General features: G+C 66.8%; 14 protein-coding genes and 1 riboswitch. Of the genes, 7 read left to right on the plus strand and 7 right to left on the minus strand.

The window, feature by feature from the left end; genetic code table 11:
• Positions 1-22: 22 nt before the first annotated feature.
• Positions 23-1,027, minus strand: a complete 1,005-nt coding sequence (locus WS57_RS14265; protein WP_009690512.1) for an AraC family transcriptional regulator — start codon at positions 1,025-1,027, stop codon at positions 23-25.
• A gap of 134 nt (positions 1,028-1,161) precedes the next feature.
• Here WS57_RS14265 and WS57_RS14270 point away from each other — a divergent pair, with 134 nt between their 5' ends.
• The 3 genes from WS57_RS14270 to WS57_RS14280 are packed head-to-tail and all read left to right on the plus strand — an operon-like array spanning position 1,162 to position 4,828.
• The gene (locus tag WS57_RS14270) at positions 1,162-2,829 is read left to right on the plus strand and encodes an acyl-CoA synthetase (RefSeq protein WP_069245418.1); all 1,668 of its coding nucleotides are present in this window, start codon (positions 1,162-1,164) and stop codon (positions 2,827-2,829) included.
• 22 nt (positions 2,830-2,851) lie between these two features.
• Positions 2,852-3,619, plus strand: coding sequence for a 3-hydroxyacyl-CoA dehydrogenase (locus tag WS57_RS14275; protein ID WP_069244438.1), 768 nt, complete (start codon positions 2,852-2,854; stop codon positions 3,617-3,619).
• Between the two features lie 18 nt (positions 3,620-3,637).
• The gene (locus WS57_RS14280) at positions 3,638-4,828 is read left to right on the plus strand and encodes an acetyl-CoA C-acetyltransferase (protein WP_009690516.1); all 1,191 of its coding nucleotides are present in this window, start codon (positions 3,638-3,640) and stop codon (positions 4,826-4,828) included.
• Positions 4,829-4,911: 83 nt separating this feature from the next.
• Here the strand turns inward: WS57_RS14280 and lipA are convergent, their stop codons facing one another.
• The 6 genes from lipA to WS57_RS14310 form a co-directional block, all read right to left on the minus strand.
• A complete protein-coding gene (lipA, locus tag WS57_RS14285; protein WP_009690517.1) occupies positions 4,912-5,886 on the minus strand; it encodes a lipoyl synthase in 975 nt (324 codons plus the stop codon).
• 3 nt (positions 5,887-5,889) lie between these two features.
• Entirely contained in the window at positions 5,890-7,008 is a 1,119-nt protein-coding gene (gcvT, locus tag WS57_RS14290) for a glycine cleavage system aminomethyltransferase GcvT (RefSeq protein WP_069244439.1), read from the minus strand.
• Positions 7,009-7,128: 120 nt separating this feature from the next.
• Positions 7,129-8,385 (minus strand): serine hydroxymethyltransferase, encoded by a 1,257-nt coding sequence (gene glyA, locus WS57_RS14295; protein ID WP_069244440.1) that lies wholly within the window; start codon positions 8,383-8,385, stop codon positions 7,129-7,131.
• A gap of 118 nt (positions 8,386-8,503) precedes the next feature.
• Entirely contained in the window at positions 8,504-11,383 is a 2,880-nt protein-coding gene (gene gcvP / locus WS57_RS14300; protein ID WP_196787386.1) for an aminomethyl-transferring glycine dehydrogenase, read from the minus strand.
• Complete coding sequence (gene gcvH / locus WS57_RS14305) at positions 11,380-11,754, minus strand: glycine cleavage system protein GcvH (RefSeq protein WP_059604622.1); 375 nt, start codon at positions 11,752-11,754, stop codon at positions 11,380-11,382. Before gcvH ends, gcvP begins: the two co-directional genes overlap by 4 nt.
• 226 nt (positions 11,755-11,980) lie before the next feature.
• Positions 11,981-12,067, minus strand: a riboswitch (glycine riboswitch).
• Positions 12,068-12,250: 183 nt separating this feature from the next.
• On the minus strand, positions 12,251-13,174 hold the full coding sequence (locus WS57_RS14310; RefSeq protein ID WP_009690523.1) for a LysR family transcriptional regulator: 924 nt from the start codon (positions 13,172-13,174) through the stop codon (positions 12,251-12,253).
• Between the two features lie 158 nt (positions 13,175-13,332).
• Between WS57_RS14310 and speB the strand changes: the two genes are divergently transcribed.
• The 4 genes from speB to betA all read left to right on the plus strand — a co-directional run bounded on the left by speB (position 13,333) and on the right by betA (position 19,322).
• Entirely contained in the window at positions 13,333-14,310 is a 978-nt protein-coding gene (gene speB, locus WS57_RS14315) for an agmatinase (protein WP_009690524.1), read from the plus strand.
• A 116-nt stretch (positions 14,311-14,426) separates the two neighbouring features.
• Positions 14,427-15,935 carry an aldehyde dehydrogenase family protein gene (locus WS57_RS14320; protein WP_009690525.1) on the plus strand — a complete coding sequence of 503 codons (1,509 nt, stop codon included), beginning with the start codon at positions 14,427-14,429 and terminating at the stop codon, positions 15,933-15,935.
• Positions 15,936-16,090: 155 nt separating this feature from the next.
• Positions 16,091-17,596, plus strand: a complete 1,506-nt coding sequence (locus WS57_RS14325) for a purine-cytosine permease family protein (protein ID WP_052102178.1) — start codon at positions 16,091-16,093, stop codon at positions 17,594-17,596.
• A gap of 40 nt (positions 17,597-17,636) precedes the next feature.
• Positions 17,637-19,322: a choline dehydrogenase gene (gene betA, locus WS57_RS14330; RefSeq protein WP_069244441.1), complete on the plus strand. Its 1,686-nt coding sequence runs from the start codon at positions 17,637-17,639 to the stop codon at positions 19,320-19,322.
• Positions 19,323-19,333 lie beyond the last annotated feature (11 nt).

Raw genomic sequence — 19,333 nt, forward strand, 5'->3', positions numbered from 1 at the left:
GCAGCTGCGCGCTGCCCGTCGCTCAGGATTCGTCCTGGGTCGTCTGCATGTCGCGACGAAACGCGCCGGGGCTCGTGCCGGTCCATTTGCGGAACGCGCGATGAAACGCACTCGGCTCGGTGAAGCCGAGCTCGGCCGCGATTTCCGAAACGCTGAGCGTGTGCTCGCGCAGCAGCGACTGCGCCAGCACGCCGCGCATCTCGTCCTTGATCGACGCGAAGCTCTGGCCTTCGCTGCGCAAGCGCCGCCGCAGCGTTGGCGGCGTCGTGCCGAGGCGAACGGCGAGCGTATCGAAGTCCGGCCACTCGGCCGCCGGCAGCGCCTTCAGATGCGCGCGCGTTCTCGCGACCCAGCCGGTATCGTGCCGGTAGCGCACCAGCAGGTTGCCGGGTGCGCCGCGCAGGAACGTCTTCAGCGCCTGCTCCGAACGGATCGTCGGCAGCGCGAGATATGCGGCGTTGAATGCGAGCCGGCTGTCGGGCCGGTCGAAATGCACCGGTACCCCGAAGAACTGGTGGTAATCGCCGCGCTGGTCGGGGCTCGGGCATGCGAAATCGATGCGCTGCAGCGGAATGCGCCGGCCGATCAGCCAGCACGCGACGCCGAGCAGGATCAGCCAGAAGGTCCGGTACGCGAAGGCCGGATACGGCGTGGACGGCTGCGCCAGGATGATCTGCGCCTGACCGTCGGCGACCACGAGTTCGCCGTGCGGCTCGTCGAGCACCACGCGCAGGAATGTCAGCGCGCGCCGCAGCGCCTTCTCCAGCGTGCCCGCGTGCAGCACCGCATGGCACAGCAGCGTGAAACTGCCGCGCCGCATCGGGCGGGCGGCGAGCCCGAAGAATTCGTCGTCGAGCGTGGCGGCAATCGCGAGCCACAGCCGCCCGTACTGCTGCGGCGTGACAGGCTCGCGCACGACGGTGGGCAGGCCCGCGGCCCGCAACACGGGTTCGGTCGGGAGGCGTTGCCGGCGCAGGCAGGCGAGCGCATCCTCGACGAAATCCGGCGCTATCGTCTGCGGCCCCATTTTTCTTCGACCCTCCCGACATGGCAAATCCGATCACGATTCTAGATTCGGTTTGTCATTGATTGCAATGTGACGGGTGTCTACCATCAATGTATCCCCGGCTCGCCGGCGGTCATAACGAACAGGAGACACGCATGCCTGATGGAGCAACCGCCCGGGCGGTGCCGGCTTATGCCGACGCCGTGGCCCGGTTCCGAATCGAGACGGCCGCGCAGGCGCTGCAGGGCGACCTGGAGCGCGGCCTGAACGCATGCGTCGAGTGCTGCGACCGGCACGCTGCGGCGGACGCGGTCGCGCTCGACTGGATCGACGCGGGCGGTCGGCATCGCCGCTTCACGTTCGCGCAGATGCAGGCCCTGGCCGCACGGGTCGCCAACCTGCTGGTCGCGCAGGGCGTGAAGCCCGGCGACGTGGTGGCCGGCCTGTTGCCGCGCACGCCCGAACTCGTCGCGACGATCCTCGGCACCTGGCGCGCGGGCGCCGTCTATCAGCCGCTGTTCACCGCATTCGGCCCGAAGGCGATCGAGCACCGGCTGCGGATGAGCGACGCGCGCGTGGTCGTGACCAATGTCGCGAACCGCGCGAAGCTCGACGAAGTCGCCGGTTGCCCGCAGGTGGCGACGGTGCGCGAGCCCGGCGAATCGCTGCCGGCATCCGACCTCGATTTCCGCGCGGCGCTCGACGCACAGCCCGACACCTTCGAACCGGTGCCGCGCAAGGGCACGGATCTGTTCATGATGATGTCGACGTCGGGCACGACCGGCTTGCCGAAGGGCGTGCCCGTGCCGCTGCACGCGCTGCTCGCGTTCCGCGCATACATGCGCGACGCGATCGACCTGCGCGCGGAAGACCGCTTCTGGAACATCGCAGATCCGGGCTGGGCGTACGGCCTCTATTACGCGATCACGGGCCCGCTGCTGCTCGGCCATGCGACTACGCTCTACGAGGGCGGCTTCACCGTCGACAGCACATACGACGTGATCGAGCGGCTCGGCATCACGAGCCTCGCCGGCTCGCCGACCGCCTACCGGATGCTGATGGCCGCCGGCTCGGACGCCGCGGCGCGCATCAAGGGCAAGCTGCGGGTGGTCAGCAGCGCGGGCGAACCGCTGAACCCCGAAGTGGTGCGCTGGTTCGACGCGGCGCTCGGCGCGCCGATCCACGATCACTACGGCCAGACCGAACTCGGAATGGTCGTGAACAACCATCACGGGCTCGCGCACGTCGTGCATCCCGGTTCGGCCGGCTTCGCGATGCCCGGCTATCGCGTCGCGGTACTCGACGAAGCGGGCCGCGAACTCGGGCCCGGCGAGCCGGGCATACTCGCGATCGACATCGCGCGCTCGCCGCTGCTGTGGTTCGGCGGCTACTGGCGCCAGGACACGCCGGCGATCGCGGGCGGCTACTACCGGACCGGCGACAACGTCGAGCTCGAACCGGACGGCACGGTCAGCTTCATCGGGCGCGCGGACGACGTGATCACGTCGTCCGGCTACCGGATCGGCCCGTTCGACGTCGAAAGCGCGCTGATCGAGCATCCGGCCGTCAGCGAGGCTGCCGTGGTCGGCGTGCCCGATCCCGAGCGCACGGAGATCGTCAAGGCGTTCGTCGTGCTGTCCAACGGTTACGAAGGCACGTCGGCGCTCGCCGAAGAATTGAGCCAGCATGTGAAGCGGCGCCTGTCGGCGCACGCGTATCCGCGCGCGATCGACTTCGTCGACGCGCTGCCGAAAACCCCGAGCGGCAAGATCCAGCGCTTCGTGTTGCGCAAGATGGAAGCCGAGAAGGCCGCTCAATCCTGACACCCTATACAACGGACTCCCAATGAAGATCAAAGATCGCGTTTTCCTGATCACGGGCGCCGGTTCCGGCCTCGGCGCCGCGGTGGCGCGCATGGTCGTCGCCGAAGGCGGCAAGGCGATGCTGCTCGACGTCAACGGCGATGCACTGGCGAGCGTCGCGCAGGAACTCGGCGCGGCGGCGCGCGTCCTGAAGACCGACGTCACGAGCGAAGCCGACGGGCAGGCCGCGATTGCGGCCGCGCGCGACGCGTTCGGCCGCATCGACGGGCTCGTCAACTGCGCGGGCGTCGCGCCGGGCGAGAAGGTCGTCGGCCGCGACGGGCCGCATGCGCTCGAGCGCTTCGCGCGCACGGTGTCGATCAATCTGGTCGGCACGTTCAACATGATCCGGCTGGCCGCTGACGCGATGTCGAAGCAGGACGCCGATGCGGAAGGTGAGCGCGGCGTGATCGTCAACACCGCGTCGGTCGCGGCGTTCGACGGACAGATCGGGCAGGCGGCATACGCGGCGTCGAAGAGCGGCGTGGTCGGCATGACGCTGCCGATCGCGCGCGAGCTGGCGCGCTTCGGCATCCGCGTCGTGACCATCGCGCCGGGCATTTTCGCGACGCCGATGATGGCCGCCATGCCGCAGGACGTGCAGGACGCGCTCGGCAAGAGCGTGCCGTTCCCGCCCCGCCTCGGGCGGCCGGAAGAGTTTGCGGCGCTGGTGCGCCACATCGCCGAGAACACCATGCTGAACGGCGAAGTCATCCGTCTCGATGGCGCGTTGCGCATGGCACCGCGCTGATACTGGAGGAAACGAATCATGACGACACAGGATCCGATCGTAATCGTCGGCACGGCGCGCACGCCGATGGGCGGCTTCCAGGGCGATCTCGCGGCGGCCAGCGCGAGCGATCTCGGCGCCGTGGCGATTCGCGCGGCACTCGAGCGCGCGAACGTGCCGGCCGAACGCGTCGACGAAATCGTGTTCGGCTGCGTGCTGCCGGCCGGGCAAGGCCAGGCGCCGGCGCGCCAGGCCGCGCTGAAGGCCGGCTTGCCGTTGGCGGCGGGCGCGACCACCGTCAACAAGATGTGCGGCTCCGGGATGAAGGCCGCGATGTTTGCGCACGACCTGCTGCTGGCAGGCTCGGCGGGCGTGGCCGTCGCGGGCGGGATGGAGAGCATGACGAACGCGCCGTACCTGCTGCCGAAGGCGCGCGCGGGCATGCGCATGGGGCACGGGCAGGTGCTCGACCACATGTTCCTCGACGGCCTGGAAGACGCGTACGACAAGGGCCGGCTGATGGGCACCTTCGCCGAAGACTGCGCGCAGACCTACCAGTTCACCCGCGAAGCGCAGGACGCATTCGCGATCGAATCGCTGACGCGCGCGCAACGCGCGATCGCGGAAGGCCGCTTCGTGTCGGAGATCGCGCCGGTCACCGTGAAGGCAGGCAAGACCGAGACGGTCGTGTCGATCGACGAGCAGCCGGGCAAGGCGAAGCTCGACAAGATTCCGACGCTGAAACCGGCGTTCCGCGACGGCGGCACGGTGACGGCGGCCAATTCGTCATCGATTTCGGACGGCGCGGCGGCGCTCGTGTTGATGCGCCGCTCGGAAGCCGAGCGCCTCGGCCTCGCGCCGAAGGCCGTGATCGTCGGGCATTCGACCTATGCGAACCAGCCGGGCCTGTTCGCGACCGCGCCGATCGGCGCGCTGCGCAAGCTGTCGGAGAAGACCGGCTGGAACCTGCGCGACGTCGACCTGTTCGAGATCAACGAAGCGTTCGCGGTGGTCGCGATGGCCGCGATGCGCGACCTCGACCTGCCGCACGACAAGGTCAACGTACATGGCGGCGCGTGTGCGCTCGGCCATCCGATCGGCGCATCGGGTGCGCGCGTGATGGTGACGCTGCTGGCGGCGCTCGAAACGTACGGCCTGAAGCGCGGCGTCGCGTCGCTGTGCATCGGCGGTGGAGAGGCGACGGCGATCGCGATCGAGCGGGTCGCGTAACGCAGTCGGTACGGCACGCCGCGCCGTACCGGCTGTTTCATCGTCGGCACGCGCACCCTGCGGTCGCGTGCCGATTGCCTTTGTTACGCGACGATTTCGCCGCGGGCCTGCAGGTCGGCGTGATAGGACGAGCGTACCATCGGCCCTGACGCGACCTGGCTGAAGCCGAGTGCGAGCGCGCGCTGCCGCAACTGCGCAAATTCCGTTGGCGTGACGAAGCGCTTGACCGGCAGATGATGGCGCGTCGGCTGCAGGTACTGGCCGAGCGTCAGCATGCCCACGCCATGCGCGCGCAAGTCGCGCATCACCTGTTCGACCTCGTCGATCTGCTCGCCGAGCCCCAGCATCAGGCCCGACTTGGTCGGCACGTTCGGCACCGCTGACCGGAATGCCTGCAGCACGTCGAGCGAATGCTGGTAGTCGGCGCCCGGCCGCGTTTCGCGATACAGACGCGGCACGGTTTCCAGATTGTGGTTGAACACGTCGGGTGGCGACGCTGCAAGCAGGTGCAGCGCGACGTCGAGCCGCCCGCGGAAATCCGGCGTCAGCGCTTCGATCCTGAGCGCCGGATTGGCCTGGCGCGCGTCGCGGATGCACGCTGCGAAGTGTGCGGCGCCGCCGTCGCGCAGGTCGTCGCGATCGACCGACGTGATCACGACGTACTTGAGCTGCATTGCCGCGATCGTTTCGGCGAGCCGCGCCGGCTCGTCCGGATCGAGCGGCAGCGGCCGGCCATGCCCGACGTCGCAGAACGGGCAGCGCCGCGTGCAGATATCGCCCATGATCATGAAGGTGGCCGTTCCGTGGCTGAAGCATTCGCCGAGGTTCGGACAACTCGCTTCCTCGCAGACCGTGTGCAGCTTCTGCTCGCGCAGCACATTCTTGAGCGCGATCACCTCGCGCGAACCGGGGAACGTCGCGCGGATCCATGCCGGCTTGCGCAGCATTGCGGCCGGCTCGGTCGCGACGATCTTCACGGGGATGCGCGCCATCTTCTCGGCGGCGGACAATTTGGTTCCCGCGACGATCGACGCGGGGCGGCTTTCCGTATGCGCCATGGTTCAGCCTCGATGGTATCGCTGCGGGACGAACGGTGCCTTCGCCACCTCAATCGCGACCGGCTTGCCGCGGACGATCGCATGCAGCGTCGTGCCCGGTGTCGCGCATTCGATGGCGACATAGCCGATCGCCACCGGGCTGCCGTACGTTGGACCGAACCCGCCGCTCGTCACCTTGCCGATCGAACGGCCGTCGGGCCCCGTGATGTCGGTGCCCTCGCGCACCGGCACCCGGTCTTTCACGACGAAGCCGACGCGCTTTCTCTGTATGCCTTCGGCGAGTTGCCGCGCGACGACGGCGGCGCCCGGATACCCGCCGGCGCGTGCGCCGTCGGGGCGGCGTACCTTCGAGATGGCCCACAGCAGTCCGCCCTCGATCGGCGTGGTATCGGTATCGATATCGTGACCGTACAGGCACAGGCCAGCTTCAAGGCGCAGCGAGTCGCGTGCGCCGAGCCCGATCGGCTGGACCGCCGGATCGTCGAGCAGCGTGCGGGCCAGCGCGTACGCGCGGTCGGCCGGCACGGATATCTCGTAGCCGTCCTCGCCCGTGTAGCCGGAGCGGCTGACATAGCATGCCGCGCCGGCCAGCTCGATGCGGGTGCTCTGCATGAAGGTCAGTTCGGCCAGCGACGGTGCGAGGCGGCCCAATATCGACGCGGCAGCCGGGCCTTGCAGCGCCAGCAGCGCGCGGTCGGTCAGTTCGACGACCTCGCAGCGATGGCCGATGCTGTCCTTCAGATGCGCGATGTCGCGGGCCTTGCACGCAGCGTTGACGACCACGCAGAACACGTTGTCGTCGATGCGGGTGATCATCAGGTCGTCGAGGATGCCGCCCTGTTCGTTCGTGAACAGCGCGTAACGCTGCATGCCGACCGGAAGATCGATCATGTCGATCGGCACCAGCGTCTCGAGCGCGGCGGCGGCATCCGTTCCCGTCAGCATCGCCTGGCCCATGTGCGAGACGTCGAACAGGCCCGCGCGGCTGCGCGTGTGGAGATGCTCTTTCAGGATGCCGAGCGGATACTGCACGGGCATCTCGTAACCGGCGAACGGCACCATCTTCGCGCCGAGTTCGAGATGCAGGCCGTGGAGTGCGGTGCGGGAAAGCGGGTTGCTCATCGTGATTCAAGGTAATGAGGAGATCGAATATTTTCACGCCGGTGTTGCATCGGCAATGGACGATGGGGCCGCTCGCGAAGGCGTCGACGTCGCCCCGCGAGTGGTGGCGTGATGATCGCGTTATTTGCCGTATACGGGGAGCGCGCCGCACAGTTCCGCAACGTGCCGCCTGACGCGCTCGACGACGGCTGGATTCTCGATGTCGGCGAGAATGTCGCAGATCCAGCCGGCCACCGTACGCACCTCGGTTTCCTTGAAGCCGCGACTCGTGATCGCCGGCGTGCCGATACGGATCCCGCTGGTGACGAACGGGCTTTGCGGATCGTTCGGTACCGCATTCTTGTTCACGGTGATGTGCGCGCTGCCGAGTGCCGCATCGGCAGCCTTGCCGGTCAGCCCCTGACGGATCAGGCTGACGAGGAACAAGTGGTTGTCCGTGCCGCCGGAGATGATGTCGTAGCCGCGCTCGACGAACACCGCGGCCATCGCCCGTGCATTGGTCACGACCTGCTGCTGATAGACCCTGAATTCGGGCGATAGCGCTTCCCGGAACGCGACGGCCTTCGCGGCGATCACATGCATCAGCGGGCCGCCCTGGATGCCGGGGAAAACGATCGCGTTGAGCTTCTTCTCGATATCGGGGGTGGTGCGCGCGAGGATCAGGCCGCCGCGCGGGCCGCGCAGCGTCTTGTGCGTTGTCGTGGTCACCACGTCGGCGTGAGGCAGTGGATTCGGATACAGCCCGGCCGCGACGAGGCCCGCCACGTGCGCCATGTCGACGAACAGGTATGCGCCCACCGCGTCGGCGATCCGGCGGAAGCGGGCCCAGTCCACCACGCGCGAATATGCGGAGAAGCCGGCCGTGATCAGTTTCGGCTTGTGCTCCCGGGCCAGCGCCTCGACCTGGTCGTAGTCGATCTCGCCGGTTTCGACGTTCAGGCCGTATTGCACGGCGCGGTACAGCTTGCCCGAGAAATTCACATGCGCGCCGTGCGTCAGGTGGCCGCCGTGCGCGAGGCTCATGCCGAGGATCGTGTCGTGCGGCTCGAGCAGTGCCATATAGACTGCCGCGTTGGCCTGGCTGCCGGAATGCGGCTGCACGTTCGCGTAGTCCGCGCCGAACAGCGTCTTCGCGCGGTCGATCGCCAGTTGCTCCGCGACGTCCACGAATTCACAGCCGCCGTAATACCGCTTGCCCGGATAACCTTCCGCATACTTGTTGGTCAGCACCGAGCCCTGTGCCTGCATCACGCGCGGGCTCGTGTAGTTTTCCGACGCGATGAGCTCGATATGGTCTTCCTGGCGAATGCGCTCGCGCTCCATCGCAGCCCACAGTTCATCGTCGTAGCCTTCGATCTGCATGTCTTTACCGAACATTCTTCTTTCTCCTGGTGTCGGGTCCGCGCGGTGGCGCACTGCCCGGTCGGGCCGTGCGGCATGCGCGTCTCGTTCGCTGCTGTAGGGTTGAGTGTGCGTGCGGCCGATGCGGCCCGTCCTATGACCGATACGCGTCGAGCGGCGGGCACGAGCACACTAGGTTGCGGTCGCCGTACACGTTGTCGACGCGCGAGACCGGCGGCCAGTACTTGCCGGCCGCCATCGCCGCGGCGCCATGCGGATAGACGGCCTGCTCGCGCGAATACGCGTGCCGCCATTCGCCGACGAGTTCGGCTGCCGTATGCGGTGCATGCTTCAGCGGATTGTCGTCGGCGTCCAGCGTGCCCGCTTCCACGGCCGCGATTTCGGCACGGATCGCGATCATCGCGTCGATGAAGCGGTCCAGTTCGGCCTTCGATTCCGATTCGGTCGGCTCGATCATCAACGTGCCGGCGACCGGGAAACTCATCGTCGGCGCATGGAATCCGAAGTCGATCAGACGCTTCGCGACGTCGTCGACGCCGATGCCGCTGCGGTCCTTCAGCGGCCGCAGGTCGATGATGCATTCGTGCGCGACGCGGCCGTTCGGTCCCGTATACAGAATCGGATAGTGCGGCGCGAGGCGGCGGGCGACATAGTTGGCGTTGAGAATCGCCGTTTCGGTGGCCCGCTTGAGCCCGGCGGCGCCCATCAGCGTGATGTAGGTCCATGTGATCGGCAGGATGCTCGCGCTGCCGAGCGGGGCCGCGGACACCGCGCCGATGCCGGGCACCCGGCCTTCCCGGTGACCGGGCAGGAACGGCGCGAGATGGGACTTCACGCCGATCGGGCCGACGCCGGGCCCGCCGCCGCCGTGCGGGATGCAGAAGGTCTTGTGCAGGTTCAGGTGCGATACGTCGCCGCCGAACGCGCCGGGTTGCGCGAGGCCGACCAGCGCATTCATGTTCGCGCCGTCAATATAGACCTGCCCGCCGTGCGCGTGGACGATGTCGCACGCGTCGCGCACGCGCGCCTCGAACACGCCGTGGGTCGACGGGTAGGTGATCATGATCGCGGCCAGCCTGCCGCTGTACTGGACGGCCTTCGCGGAGAGGTCGTCGATGTCGACGTTGCCGGCATCGTCGCATTTGACGACCACGATCTGCATGCCGACCATCTGCGCCGAAGCCGGGTTGGTGCCGTGTGCCGACGATGGAATCAGGCACACGTCGCGCTGCGCTTCGCCGCGACTCGCGTGATACGCGCGGATCGCCAGCAGGCCCGCGTATTCGCCCTGCGAGCCTGCATTCGGCTGCAGCGACACCGCGTCGTATCCGGTGATCGCACCCAGCATCGCTTCGAGCTCCTGCGCGAGCGCGCGATATCCGCCGGTCTGTTCGGCCGGGGCGAACGGGTGCAGCTTCGCGAACGCCGGCCATGTGATCGGCATCATTTCGACGGTCGCGTTCAGTTTCATCGTGCAACTGCCGAGCGGAATCATCGTGCGGTCGAGTGCGAGATCGCGGTCGGCGAGCCGGCGCAGGTAGCGCAGCATCTGCGTTTCCGAATGATGGCTGTTGAATGCCGGATGCGTGAGAAAGGCACTGCGGCGCAGCAGCGGCGCGGGCAGCGCATCGACGGCGGCCGCTTCGACGGTTGCAAAGTCCGGCACCGGCCGGCCGTCGGTGAAGATCGACCAGAGCATCGTCACATCGTCGGGCGTGGTCGTCTCGTCGAGCGCGATGCCGACGCGCCGGTCGTCGATCGCGCGCAGGTTCGCGCGGCGCGCGCGTGCAGCCGCATGCACGGCTTCGGTGTGGCTGCCGGTATTCACCGTGATGGTATCGAAGCAGTACTCGGTCGGCACCGCATGGCCGAGCTGACGCAACCCCGCGGCCAGCGTCGCGGTCAGGCGATGGACGCGCCGTGCGATCGTGGCAAGTCCGCGTGGGCCATGGTAGGCCGCGTAGAAGCCGGCGATATTGGCGAGCAGCACCTGCGCGGTGCAGATGTTGCTGGTGGCCTTTTCGCGCCGGATATGCTGCTCGCGCGTCTGCATCGCGAGGCGCAATGCCGGGCGGCCGTGCGCGTCGACCGACATGCCGACCAGCCGTCCCGGCATCGTGCGCCTGAACGCGTCGCGCGTCGCGAAATAGCCGGCGTGCGGGCCACCAAACCCGAGCGGTACGCCGAAACGCTGCGTGGTGCCGACCGCCACGTCGGCGCCGAATTCGCCCGGCGGCGCGAGCAGCGTCAGCGCGAGCAAATCGGCGGCGACCACGGCCAGCGCGCCGTGCGCATGGAGTGTCTCGACCACGCTGCGGTAGTCGTGGATGTCGCCGAAGGTGCCCGGATATTGCAGCAGCGCGGCGAAACAGCCGGGACCGGCCAGGTCGCGGCGCGGATCGCCGACGACAACCTCGATACCGACCGGTTCCGCGCGTGTGCGGACGATCTCGATCGTCTGCGGGTGGCAGTCGCGCGCGACGAAGAACACGCGGCTGTCAGACTTTGCGACGCGCTGGCAGAACGTCATTGCTTCGGCAGCGGCCGTGCCTTCGTCGAGCATTGACCCGTTGGCGATGTCGAGGCCGGTCAGGTCGGCGATCATCGTCTGGAAGTTGAGCAGCGCTTCCAGGCGGCCTTGCGAGATTTCCGGCTGGTACGGCGTATACGCGGTGTACCACGCCGGATTTTCCAGCACGTTGCGCTGGATGACCGGTGGGGTATGTGTGTCGTGGTAGCCCATCCCGATGAAGGACCGGAACACCTGGTTGCGGCCGGCCAGCGCGCCGAGCCTGTCCAGTGCGTCGGCTTCGGTGCAGCCGGGCGGCAGCGCGAGCGGGGCACGGCTGCGGATTGCCTCCGGCACCACCTGCTGCATCAGGTCGTCGATGCCGTCCACGCCGAGCTCGGCGAGCATCGCAGCCTGTTCGCCCGCGTCGGGGCCGATATGGCGGCGCACGAACAACTCGCGCTGCGCGAGAGAATCGAAAGCGCTCATGGCTGTCTCCGTCATTCGCCGATGTACGTGCGATACGCGGCTGCGTCCATCAGGCCGGCCAGTTGTTCCGGACGATCGATGCGCATCCGGAAGAACCAGCCGTCGCTTTCCGCCGCTTCGTTGACGAGGCTCGGGGTGTCGCCGAGCACGGCATTCGCCGCCAGCACGGTGCCGGACACGGGCATCCTGACTTCGCCGGCGGCCTTGACCGATTCGACGGTGGCGGCTTCGTCATGCTGTGCAAATGCGTCGCCTTCGTTCGGCAGCGCGACGTAGACCAGATCGCCCAGTTGCGACTGCGCATGATCGGTGATGCCGACCGTTGCGCTGCCGTCGGCTTCCAGACGCAGCCATTCGTGGGATTCGGTGTACCTGACCTCGCTCATGTGCTCTCTTCCTGACAGGGTTGCGTTAAGTGGAACGGCAACGCAAGCCGGAAGGGCGACGGCGGGAGGATGGGCGAGCGGCGGCATCCGGACCAGACCGGGGCATTCCAGGCTGCGTGCCTGATGCCCCCTCTGTCCGTTTGCCTGAGAGATTCGCGACCCGGCGGGTCGCTTTTCCTTCGGCGAGGCATGGTCGGCGACCAGAGGCCTACTCTCCAGAGCGCTAGTCGATGCGTCAGTCCTTTTGCCTGAGAGTTTCTGGGGCGATTCCCCTTCGGCGCCGCCGGACGGCGGTCTCTCCTGACACATCCCGATAGCTGGCGACAATCTAGTCGCCCGCGTCCGGTGCTGTCAACACCGGGTTTGCACCCCGGGCACGCGGGCGGCGCCCGACGACGTGCCGCCACGCCGATGAAATGCGTGGCGCGACAAGGCTGTGCCGCGATCACGGCGAGCCGATACTTCGGCGGAGCCCGAAGCGAATATCCGATATCGACTATCTGTCCGCGGACGCGGCGCGGCGATCCACATGCGCCATCAGATCGTCGACGAACGCGCGCAGCACGGTCGGCTGCGCGGCGCCGCGCCGTGTGATCGACGAGAACGGCCAGGTCGAGGTCAGCCGTTCCGCCGCGAGCTGACGCATCTGGCCGGCGTCGACCCATTGCTTCGCGTAGTGCCTGGGCAGAAAGCCGATATAGGCGCCGGTCAGAATCAGGATCGCCTGCGCTTCGACGTTGTCCACCGTCGCGGCGGCATTGCCGCTCTCGAGCAACTGCAGGTCGCGCTGTTGCAGGAATGCGCGGGCGACGACCTGGCTCTGCCGGATTCGCTCGATCAGCGCATCGCCGCTGGCGTCGTTCGAGAACAGCGGGTGATAGCGGCTGCAGTAGAGCCCGTCAGGCTCGTCGTACAGCGGCGTGTAGCACAGGCCGGCGACGGTCAGCGGAAAGTGGCCGATCGCGATGTGCAGCCGCCCGTCGAGCACGCGCGCCTCGAGCTCGGCGGGCGTGCCGATGTAGATGTCGAGCTGCACGTCGTGGCCGCGCGATACGAACCGGCGCAGCGCGCGCGGCAGCACGCTGTCGGTGTCGGTGACCGTGTTGTCGATGATGCCGAGATGGAGCTTGCCCGAGATGCGCTGCTTGAGCGCATGGGTGTCCATGCAGAACGCCTCGACCGCGAGCGACAGGCGCTGCGCCGATTCATACGTTGCGACGCCGTGTTCCGTCAGACGAAAGCCGCTGCGCCCACGTTCGCACAGCTTGACGCCCAGGCGCGTCTCGAGGCTCGTCATCTGTTCGCTGATGGTCGACTGGCTCACGTTCAGCGCCGCCTGAGCGGCGGAGAAGCCGCCGCATTTCACGATGGTCATGAAAATCCTGAGCAGTTTCAGGTCGACGTCCTGCAGTTGCTTCATGTCTCGCTCCACGCGGCGTATTGCATCGGAAAGTCCGATATGAACATCTGATGCTTGCTATTTTTCCGGTGCAAATTCTTGCCCATAGTGGCTGCAAAGGCAAGCGCACGGGCCACCGTGCGGATGACAACAGATCCATACGAATGGAGACGGAGACAATGCAGAGCAACAGCTATGAGAAAGGCAGGTTGAACCTGCCGTTCGTCGGTCACTGCACCTTTGCGAAGGCGCCGGTGTGTCTCGACTGGGAGCATATCGACGCGGACGTCGCGATCCTCGGCGCACCGAACGACATGGGCACCCAGTGGCGTTCCGGTGCGCGTTTCGGCCCGCGCGGCATTCGCGAGGCGTCGACGCTGTTCTCGTTCGGGCATGCGGGCGCGTACGACCACGAGGACGACGCGCTGTACCTGACCGAAGACCAGGTCCGGATGGTCGATGTCGGCGATGCGGACATCGTGCATACCGACATGGCCACCAGCAATGCGAACATCGAACTGGCCGTGCGCAAGATTCTCGCCGCCGGCGCGATGCCTGTCGTGCTCGGCGGCGATCACTCGGTGCACGCGCCGGTAATCAAGGCGTTCGAAGGGCGCGGGCCGATCCATATCGTGCATTTCGATGCGCACCTCGATTTCGTCGACGAACGCCACGGCGTGCGGTACGGCCACGGCAATCCGCTGCGCCGCGCGTCGGAAATGGACCATATCGCGGGGATGACGCAACTCGGCATCCGCAACGTGTCGTCGTCGAACCGCAGCGACTACGACGCGGCGCGCGCCGCGGGCTCCAACATCCTGTCGGTACGCGATGTCCGGCGCCTCGGCACCGAAGGGGTGCTCGAACAGATTCCACAGCGCGGCGCGTACTACATCACGATCGACATCGACGGCTTCGACCCGTCGATCGCGCCGGGAACGGGTACGCCGAGCCATGGCGGCTTCCAGTACTACGAAGTACTCGAGATCATCCAGGCGCTCGCGAAGCGCAGCCGCGGCAACATCATCGGCATGGACCTGGTGGAGGTGGCGCCGGCCTACGACCCGACCGGCACGACGTCGATCCTCGCTGCGCAGTTGCTGATGAACAGCATCGGCTTCATTTTCCGCGCACGCAGCCTGGCGAAGGGACGCTGAGCGTCCGTCCGTATCCGGAACCGGGGCCGAGGTCCAGCAGCACCTCCGAAGTCATCACCGCACAGCCCGGCGAACCTTGCCGCGAAGTGCCGGGCACGCCATCAAGGAAAATCAACATGGATGCCGTTGTAGCGCAATATCTCGATCGTCATCGCGTTTCGCAGGCGACTCGCAGTTTTCTGGCCGCGCCGATGAAAATGTTCATCGGCGGCGCGTGGGTGGATGGCAGCGACGGCCAGTTCGGCGTTGTCACCGAACCGTCGACCGAAGGCGTCATCACGCAGATTCCGTTCGCGACGATCGCCGATCTCGATCGCGCGGTCGCCGCCGCGCGCCACCAGTTCGATCATGGCGAATGGCGCCGCCTGAAGCCGCTCGAGCGTGAGCGCCTGCTGCACCGGCTGGCCGACCTGATCGAAGCGCATGCGGACGAACTGGCCGAAATCGAATCGATCGACATGGGCAAGTCCGTTGCACAGGCGCGCGCGATCGACATCCAGGGCACGGTCGACACGTTCCGCTATTTCGCCGGCTGGGCGTCGAAGCTGCACGGTCGCACGGTCGAGCCGTCGCTGCCCGGCAATTACTTCGCGTATACGCGCAAGGAGCCGATCGGCGTCGTCGGCGCAATCGTGCCGTGGAACTATCCGCTGCAGACGATGGCGTGGAAGCTGGCGGCCGCGCTGGCGGTCGGCTGCACGACCGTCGTTAAGCCGGCCGAGCTCACGTCGCTGTCGACGCTGCGCTTCGCCGAACTGGTTCAGGAAGCCGGCATTCCGGACGGCGTGGTCAATATCGTGACGGGCCGCGGCAGCGTGATCGGCGCCGCGATGGCGAACCACCCGGGTATCGACAAGCTGACCTTCACCGGTTCCACGCCGGTCGGACGCACGGTCGGGCAGAACGCGGTGCAGCACATCAAGCGCGTGACGTTGGAGCTCGGCGGGAAGTCGCCGGTGCTCGTGCTCGACGATGCCGATATCGGCGCGGCCGCGCAGGCAGTGGCCAACGGCGTGTTCTTCAACTCCGGGCAGGTGTGCGACGCGGGCACGCGTGCGTATGTCCACCACGACGTCTACGACCGCTTCCTCGCGGCGCTGGCCGACTACACGTCGACGCTGAAGATCGCACCCGGCCTCGATCGCGACTGCTTCATCAGCCCGCTCGTGTCGGCCCGGCAGAAGGATACGGTGCTGTCGTACATCGAAGCCGGCCGTCGCGAGGGCGCCGACGTCCATTACGGTGGGCGCGCGCATGCGGGCCCCGGCCACTTCGTCGAACCGACGATCTTCGCGAACTGCCGCAACGACATGCGCATCGTCCGCGAGGAGATTTTCGGTCCGGTGCTCGTGACTGCGCCGTTCGATACGCTCGACGAAGCCGTGGCGCTCGCGAACGATTCGGCGTTCGGTCTGGCCGCGGCAATCTACTCGAACGACCTGGGCCGGGTGCACGGGCTGATTCCGCAACTGCAGGCCGGCACGGTCTATGTGAACGCGCACAGCACGATTGACCCGGCGCTGCCGTTCGGCGGATTCAAGACGTCCGGATTCGGCAAGGACCTCGGGCCCGAACAGCTCGACTACCTGATGGAGACCAAGGCGGTCTGCATTACGCTGCCCTGAACTGCGCGTGACGTGTCGCCTCGGGCCGGCATGCATGGTAAAAGCGTGCAGCCGGCCCGATGCGACCGCGTCCCGACCCGAAGACGTCGACCCGTTCGCTCGAACAGGTCTGACGAATTAGCCCTGCTTTGCCCTTTGCGATCATGGGGTACGACATGCAAGCAGAAACAAACGTATTGAAGGTACCGCGCGGCGACCAGGGTGCGATCGAAGCGCATTCGATCGACTTCGTCCCGGAAAGCGAGCGGACCGACAAGCTGTCCAGCCAGGGACCGTTCTGGTTCGTCGGGAACTTCACGTTCTTCACGATGACCATCGGCTTCGTCGGGCCGAGCGTCGGACTCGACGCATTCTGGACGACCGTCGCTGGCACGGTCGGCATCATGTTCGGCACGCTGTTCATGGCCTTTCACGGCTCGCAGGGGCCGCACCTCGGGCTGCCGCAGATGATCCAGTCGCGTGCGCAGTTCGGCTATCGCGGCGTGGTGCTCGTATTGCTGGCAACGCTGTTCGTGTTCGCGGGCTTCAATATCGTCAACCTCGTGCTGATGATGCAGGGCCTGAAGACACTGTTCCACTGGGACCCGATGCAGGTAGCGTTGCTCGTGACGGTGCCGGCCACGATCCTGGCGATCCTCGGTCACGACTGGATGCACCGGACGTTCAAATGGTCGCTGTATCTGTCGCTGCCGCTCTACGGCCTCGTGACGCTGGCCGTGCTGGCCGGGTGGATTCATGACGCACCGGCGGTGGCGGGCAGCACGGCCGCGCCGCTGGGCTTCAACTGGACCGGCTTCATCGCGCAGTTCGCGGCGGCGGCCAGCTACAACATCGCGTATGCGCCGTACGTGTCCGACTACTCGCGCTATCTGCCGAAGAATACGCCGAGCGGCAGGTTGATTGCCGCGGTGTTCGTCGGCGCATCGCTGTCCGGCGCATGGATGATCGCGGTGGGGGGATGGCTCGGCGCGCACCTGCACGCGACCGACGTGCTCGTCGCGCTTCACACGGTCGGCGCCGGGATCGCGCCGCCGCTGGGCACCGTCGTGGTGGCCGTCACGATCTTCGCGTTTCTTCCGGTGATCGCGATGAACATCTACAGCGCGAAGCTCACGGCCATCACCAGCGTCGATTCGTTCCGCAAGATCGAGCCGACCGCGAAGGCGCGCATCCTCGCAATCCTGTTCGTCGTGCTGCTGCAGTTCGGCGTCGCGCTGCGCCTCTACGAGTCGGGATCCGGCCTGTCGGTACTGAACATCTATCTGGTCGTGATGCTGTATTTCCTCGTGCCGTGGACGGCAGTCAACCTGACCGACTACTTCTTCGTGCGCAAGGGCCGCTACGCGGTGCCGCATTTCTTCCGCCCGCACGATAGCCTGTACGGAAGCTGGGGCGGCCGCGGCCTGTTGTCCTACCTGATCGGATTCGCGTCGATGATCCCGTTTTTCTGCATCTTCGACGGCGATCGAGAGGTATATGTCGGTCCGCTCGCGAAGGCGATGGGCAGCGTCGATCTCGCGTGGCTGGTCGGGCTGATCGTTTCGGCACTCGCGTACTACGGGCTGTGCCGTTCGCTCGACCTGCGGCGCGAGGAGGCCGAAATCGCCCATATCGAAGCGAACATGCCGGAATACACGACCGGCGAGAAAAAGCGCAGCTGACGCGGCGCATGTGGTTCATTCATCGAGCTGAATAATCAAGATGACTAAACATTACGACTATATCATCGTGGGCGCCGGATCTGCCGGCTGCGTGCTGGCCAACCGCCTGACGGAGGACTCGAACGTCAGCGTGCTGGTGCTGGAATACGGCGGAAGCGACCGCAGCGTGATCATCCAGATGCCGAGCGCGTTCTCGATGCCGATGAACACGAAGAAGTTCAACTGGCACTACGAGACCGCACCGGAGCCGAATCTCGACGGGCGACGCCTGCATTGCCCGCGCGGCAAGGTGCTCGGCGGCTCGTCGTCGATCAACGGGCTGGTCTATATCCGCGGCCATGCGTGCGATTTCGACGAATGGGAATCGCTCGGCGCGCGCGATTGGGGATACCGCCACTGCCTGCCGTATTTCCGCAAGGCGGAGAGCTACAAGTTGGGCGGCGACGCGTATCGCGGCGCGGACGGCCCGCTCAGCACCAACAACGGCAACAACATGCAGAACCCGTTGTACGGCGCCTGGGTGGAGGCGGGCGCCGAGGCCGGCTACATCAAGACCGACGATTGCAACGGCTTCATGCAGGAGGGGTTCGGCGCGATGCACATGACCGTCAGGAACGGCGTGCGGTGGTCGACGGCCAACGCATACCTGCGTCCGGCGATGCAGCGTCCGAACCTGACCGTCGTCACGCACGCGATGACGCGCCAGATCGTGATGGAAGGCAAGCGTGCGGTCGGCGTGATCTATGAGCAGGGCGGCGTCCGGCATACGGTGCGCTGCTCGCGCGAGGTGCTGGTGTCGTCGGGGCCGATCGGCTCGCCGCACCTGCTGCAGCGCTCGGGCATCGGGCCGGCCGAGGTATTGCGCGAGGCCGGGATCGCGGTCGTGCACGACCTGCCGGGCGTCGGCGAGAATCTGCAGGACCACTCGGAAATCTACATTCAGTACGCGTGCAAGGAGCCGGTATCGCTCAACGGCAAGATGAACCTGCTCGGCAAGGCGATGATCGGCCTGCGCTGGCTGCTGTTCAAGGACGGGCTCGGCGCGAGCAACCACTTCGAAGCGGGCGGCTTCATCCGCTCGGAAGCCGGGCTGCGCTGGCCGGATATCCAGTTTCACTTCCTGCCGGCGGCGATGCGCTACGACGGCGACAAGCCGTACAAGGGACACGGCTTCATGGTGCTGACCGGCCCGAACAAGCCGAAGAGCCGCGGACATGTCCGTGTGCGCTCCGCCGATCCGTACGAGCATCCCGAGATCCGCTTCAACTATCTGGATCGCGAGGAGGACCGTGAGGGCTTCCGTCGCTGCGTGCGCCTGACGCGCGAGATCGTCGCGCAGCCGGCGATGGACCGCTTCCGCGGCGTCGAGCTGGCGCCCGGGCCGGACGTGAAGACCGACGACGAAATCGACGCGTTCGTGCGCGCGAACATGGAAAGCACGATGCACCCGTGCGGCTCGTGCCGGATGGGCGAGGACGACATGGCGGTGGTGGATTCCGAACTGCGCGTGCGTGGCGTGCAGGGGCTGCGCGTGATCGACTCGTCGGTGTTTCCGACCGAGCCGAACGGGAACCTGAATGCACCGACCATCATGCTCGCCGAGCGGGCGGCAGATCTCGTGCTCGGCCGCAGGACGCTCGCGCCGTCCGATGCCGCGGTCGGCTTCGTCGACAAGTGGGAAACGCAGCAGCGCACCGGGGTGCCGAAGCGCAAGGTTGCCGTGTAAGCGCCGCGGCC

Origin of the sequence: Burkholderia pseudomultivorans (assembly GCF_001718415.1) — a bacterium.
Lineage (GTDB): Bacteria > Pseudomonadota > Gammaproteobacteria > Burkholderiales > Burkholderiaceae > Burkholderia > Burkholderia pseudomultivorans_A.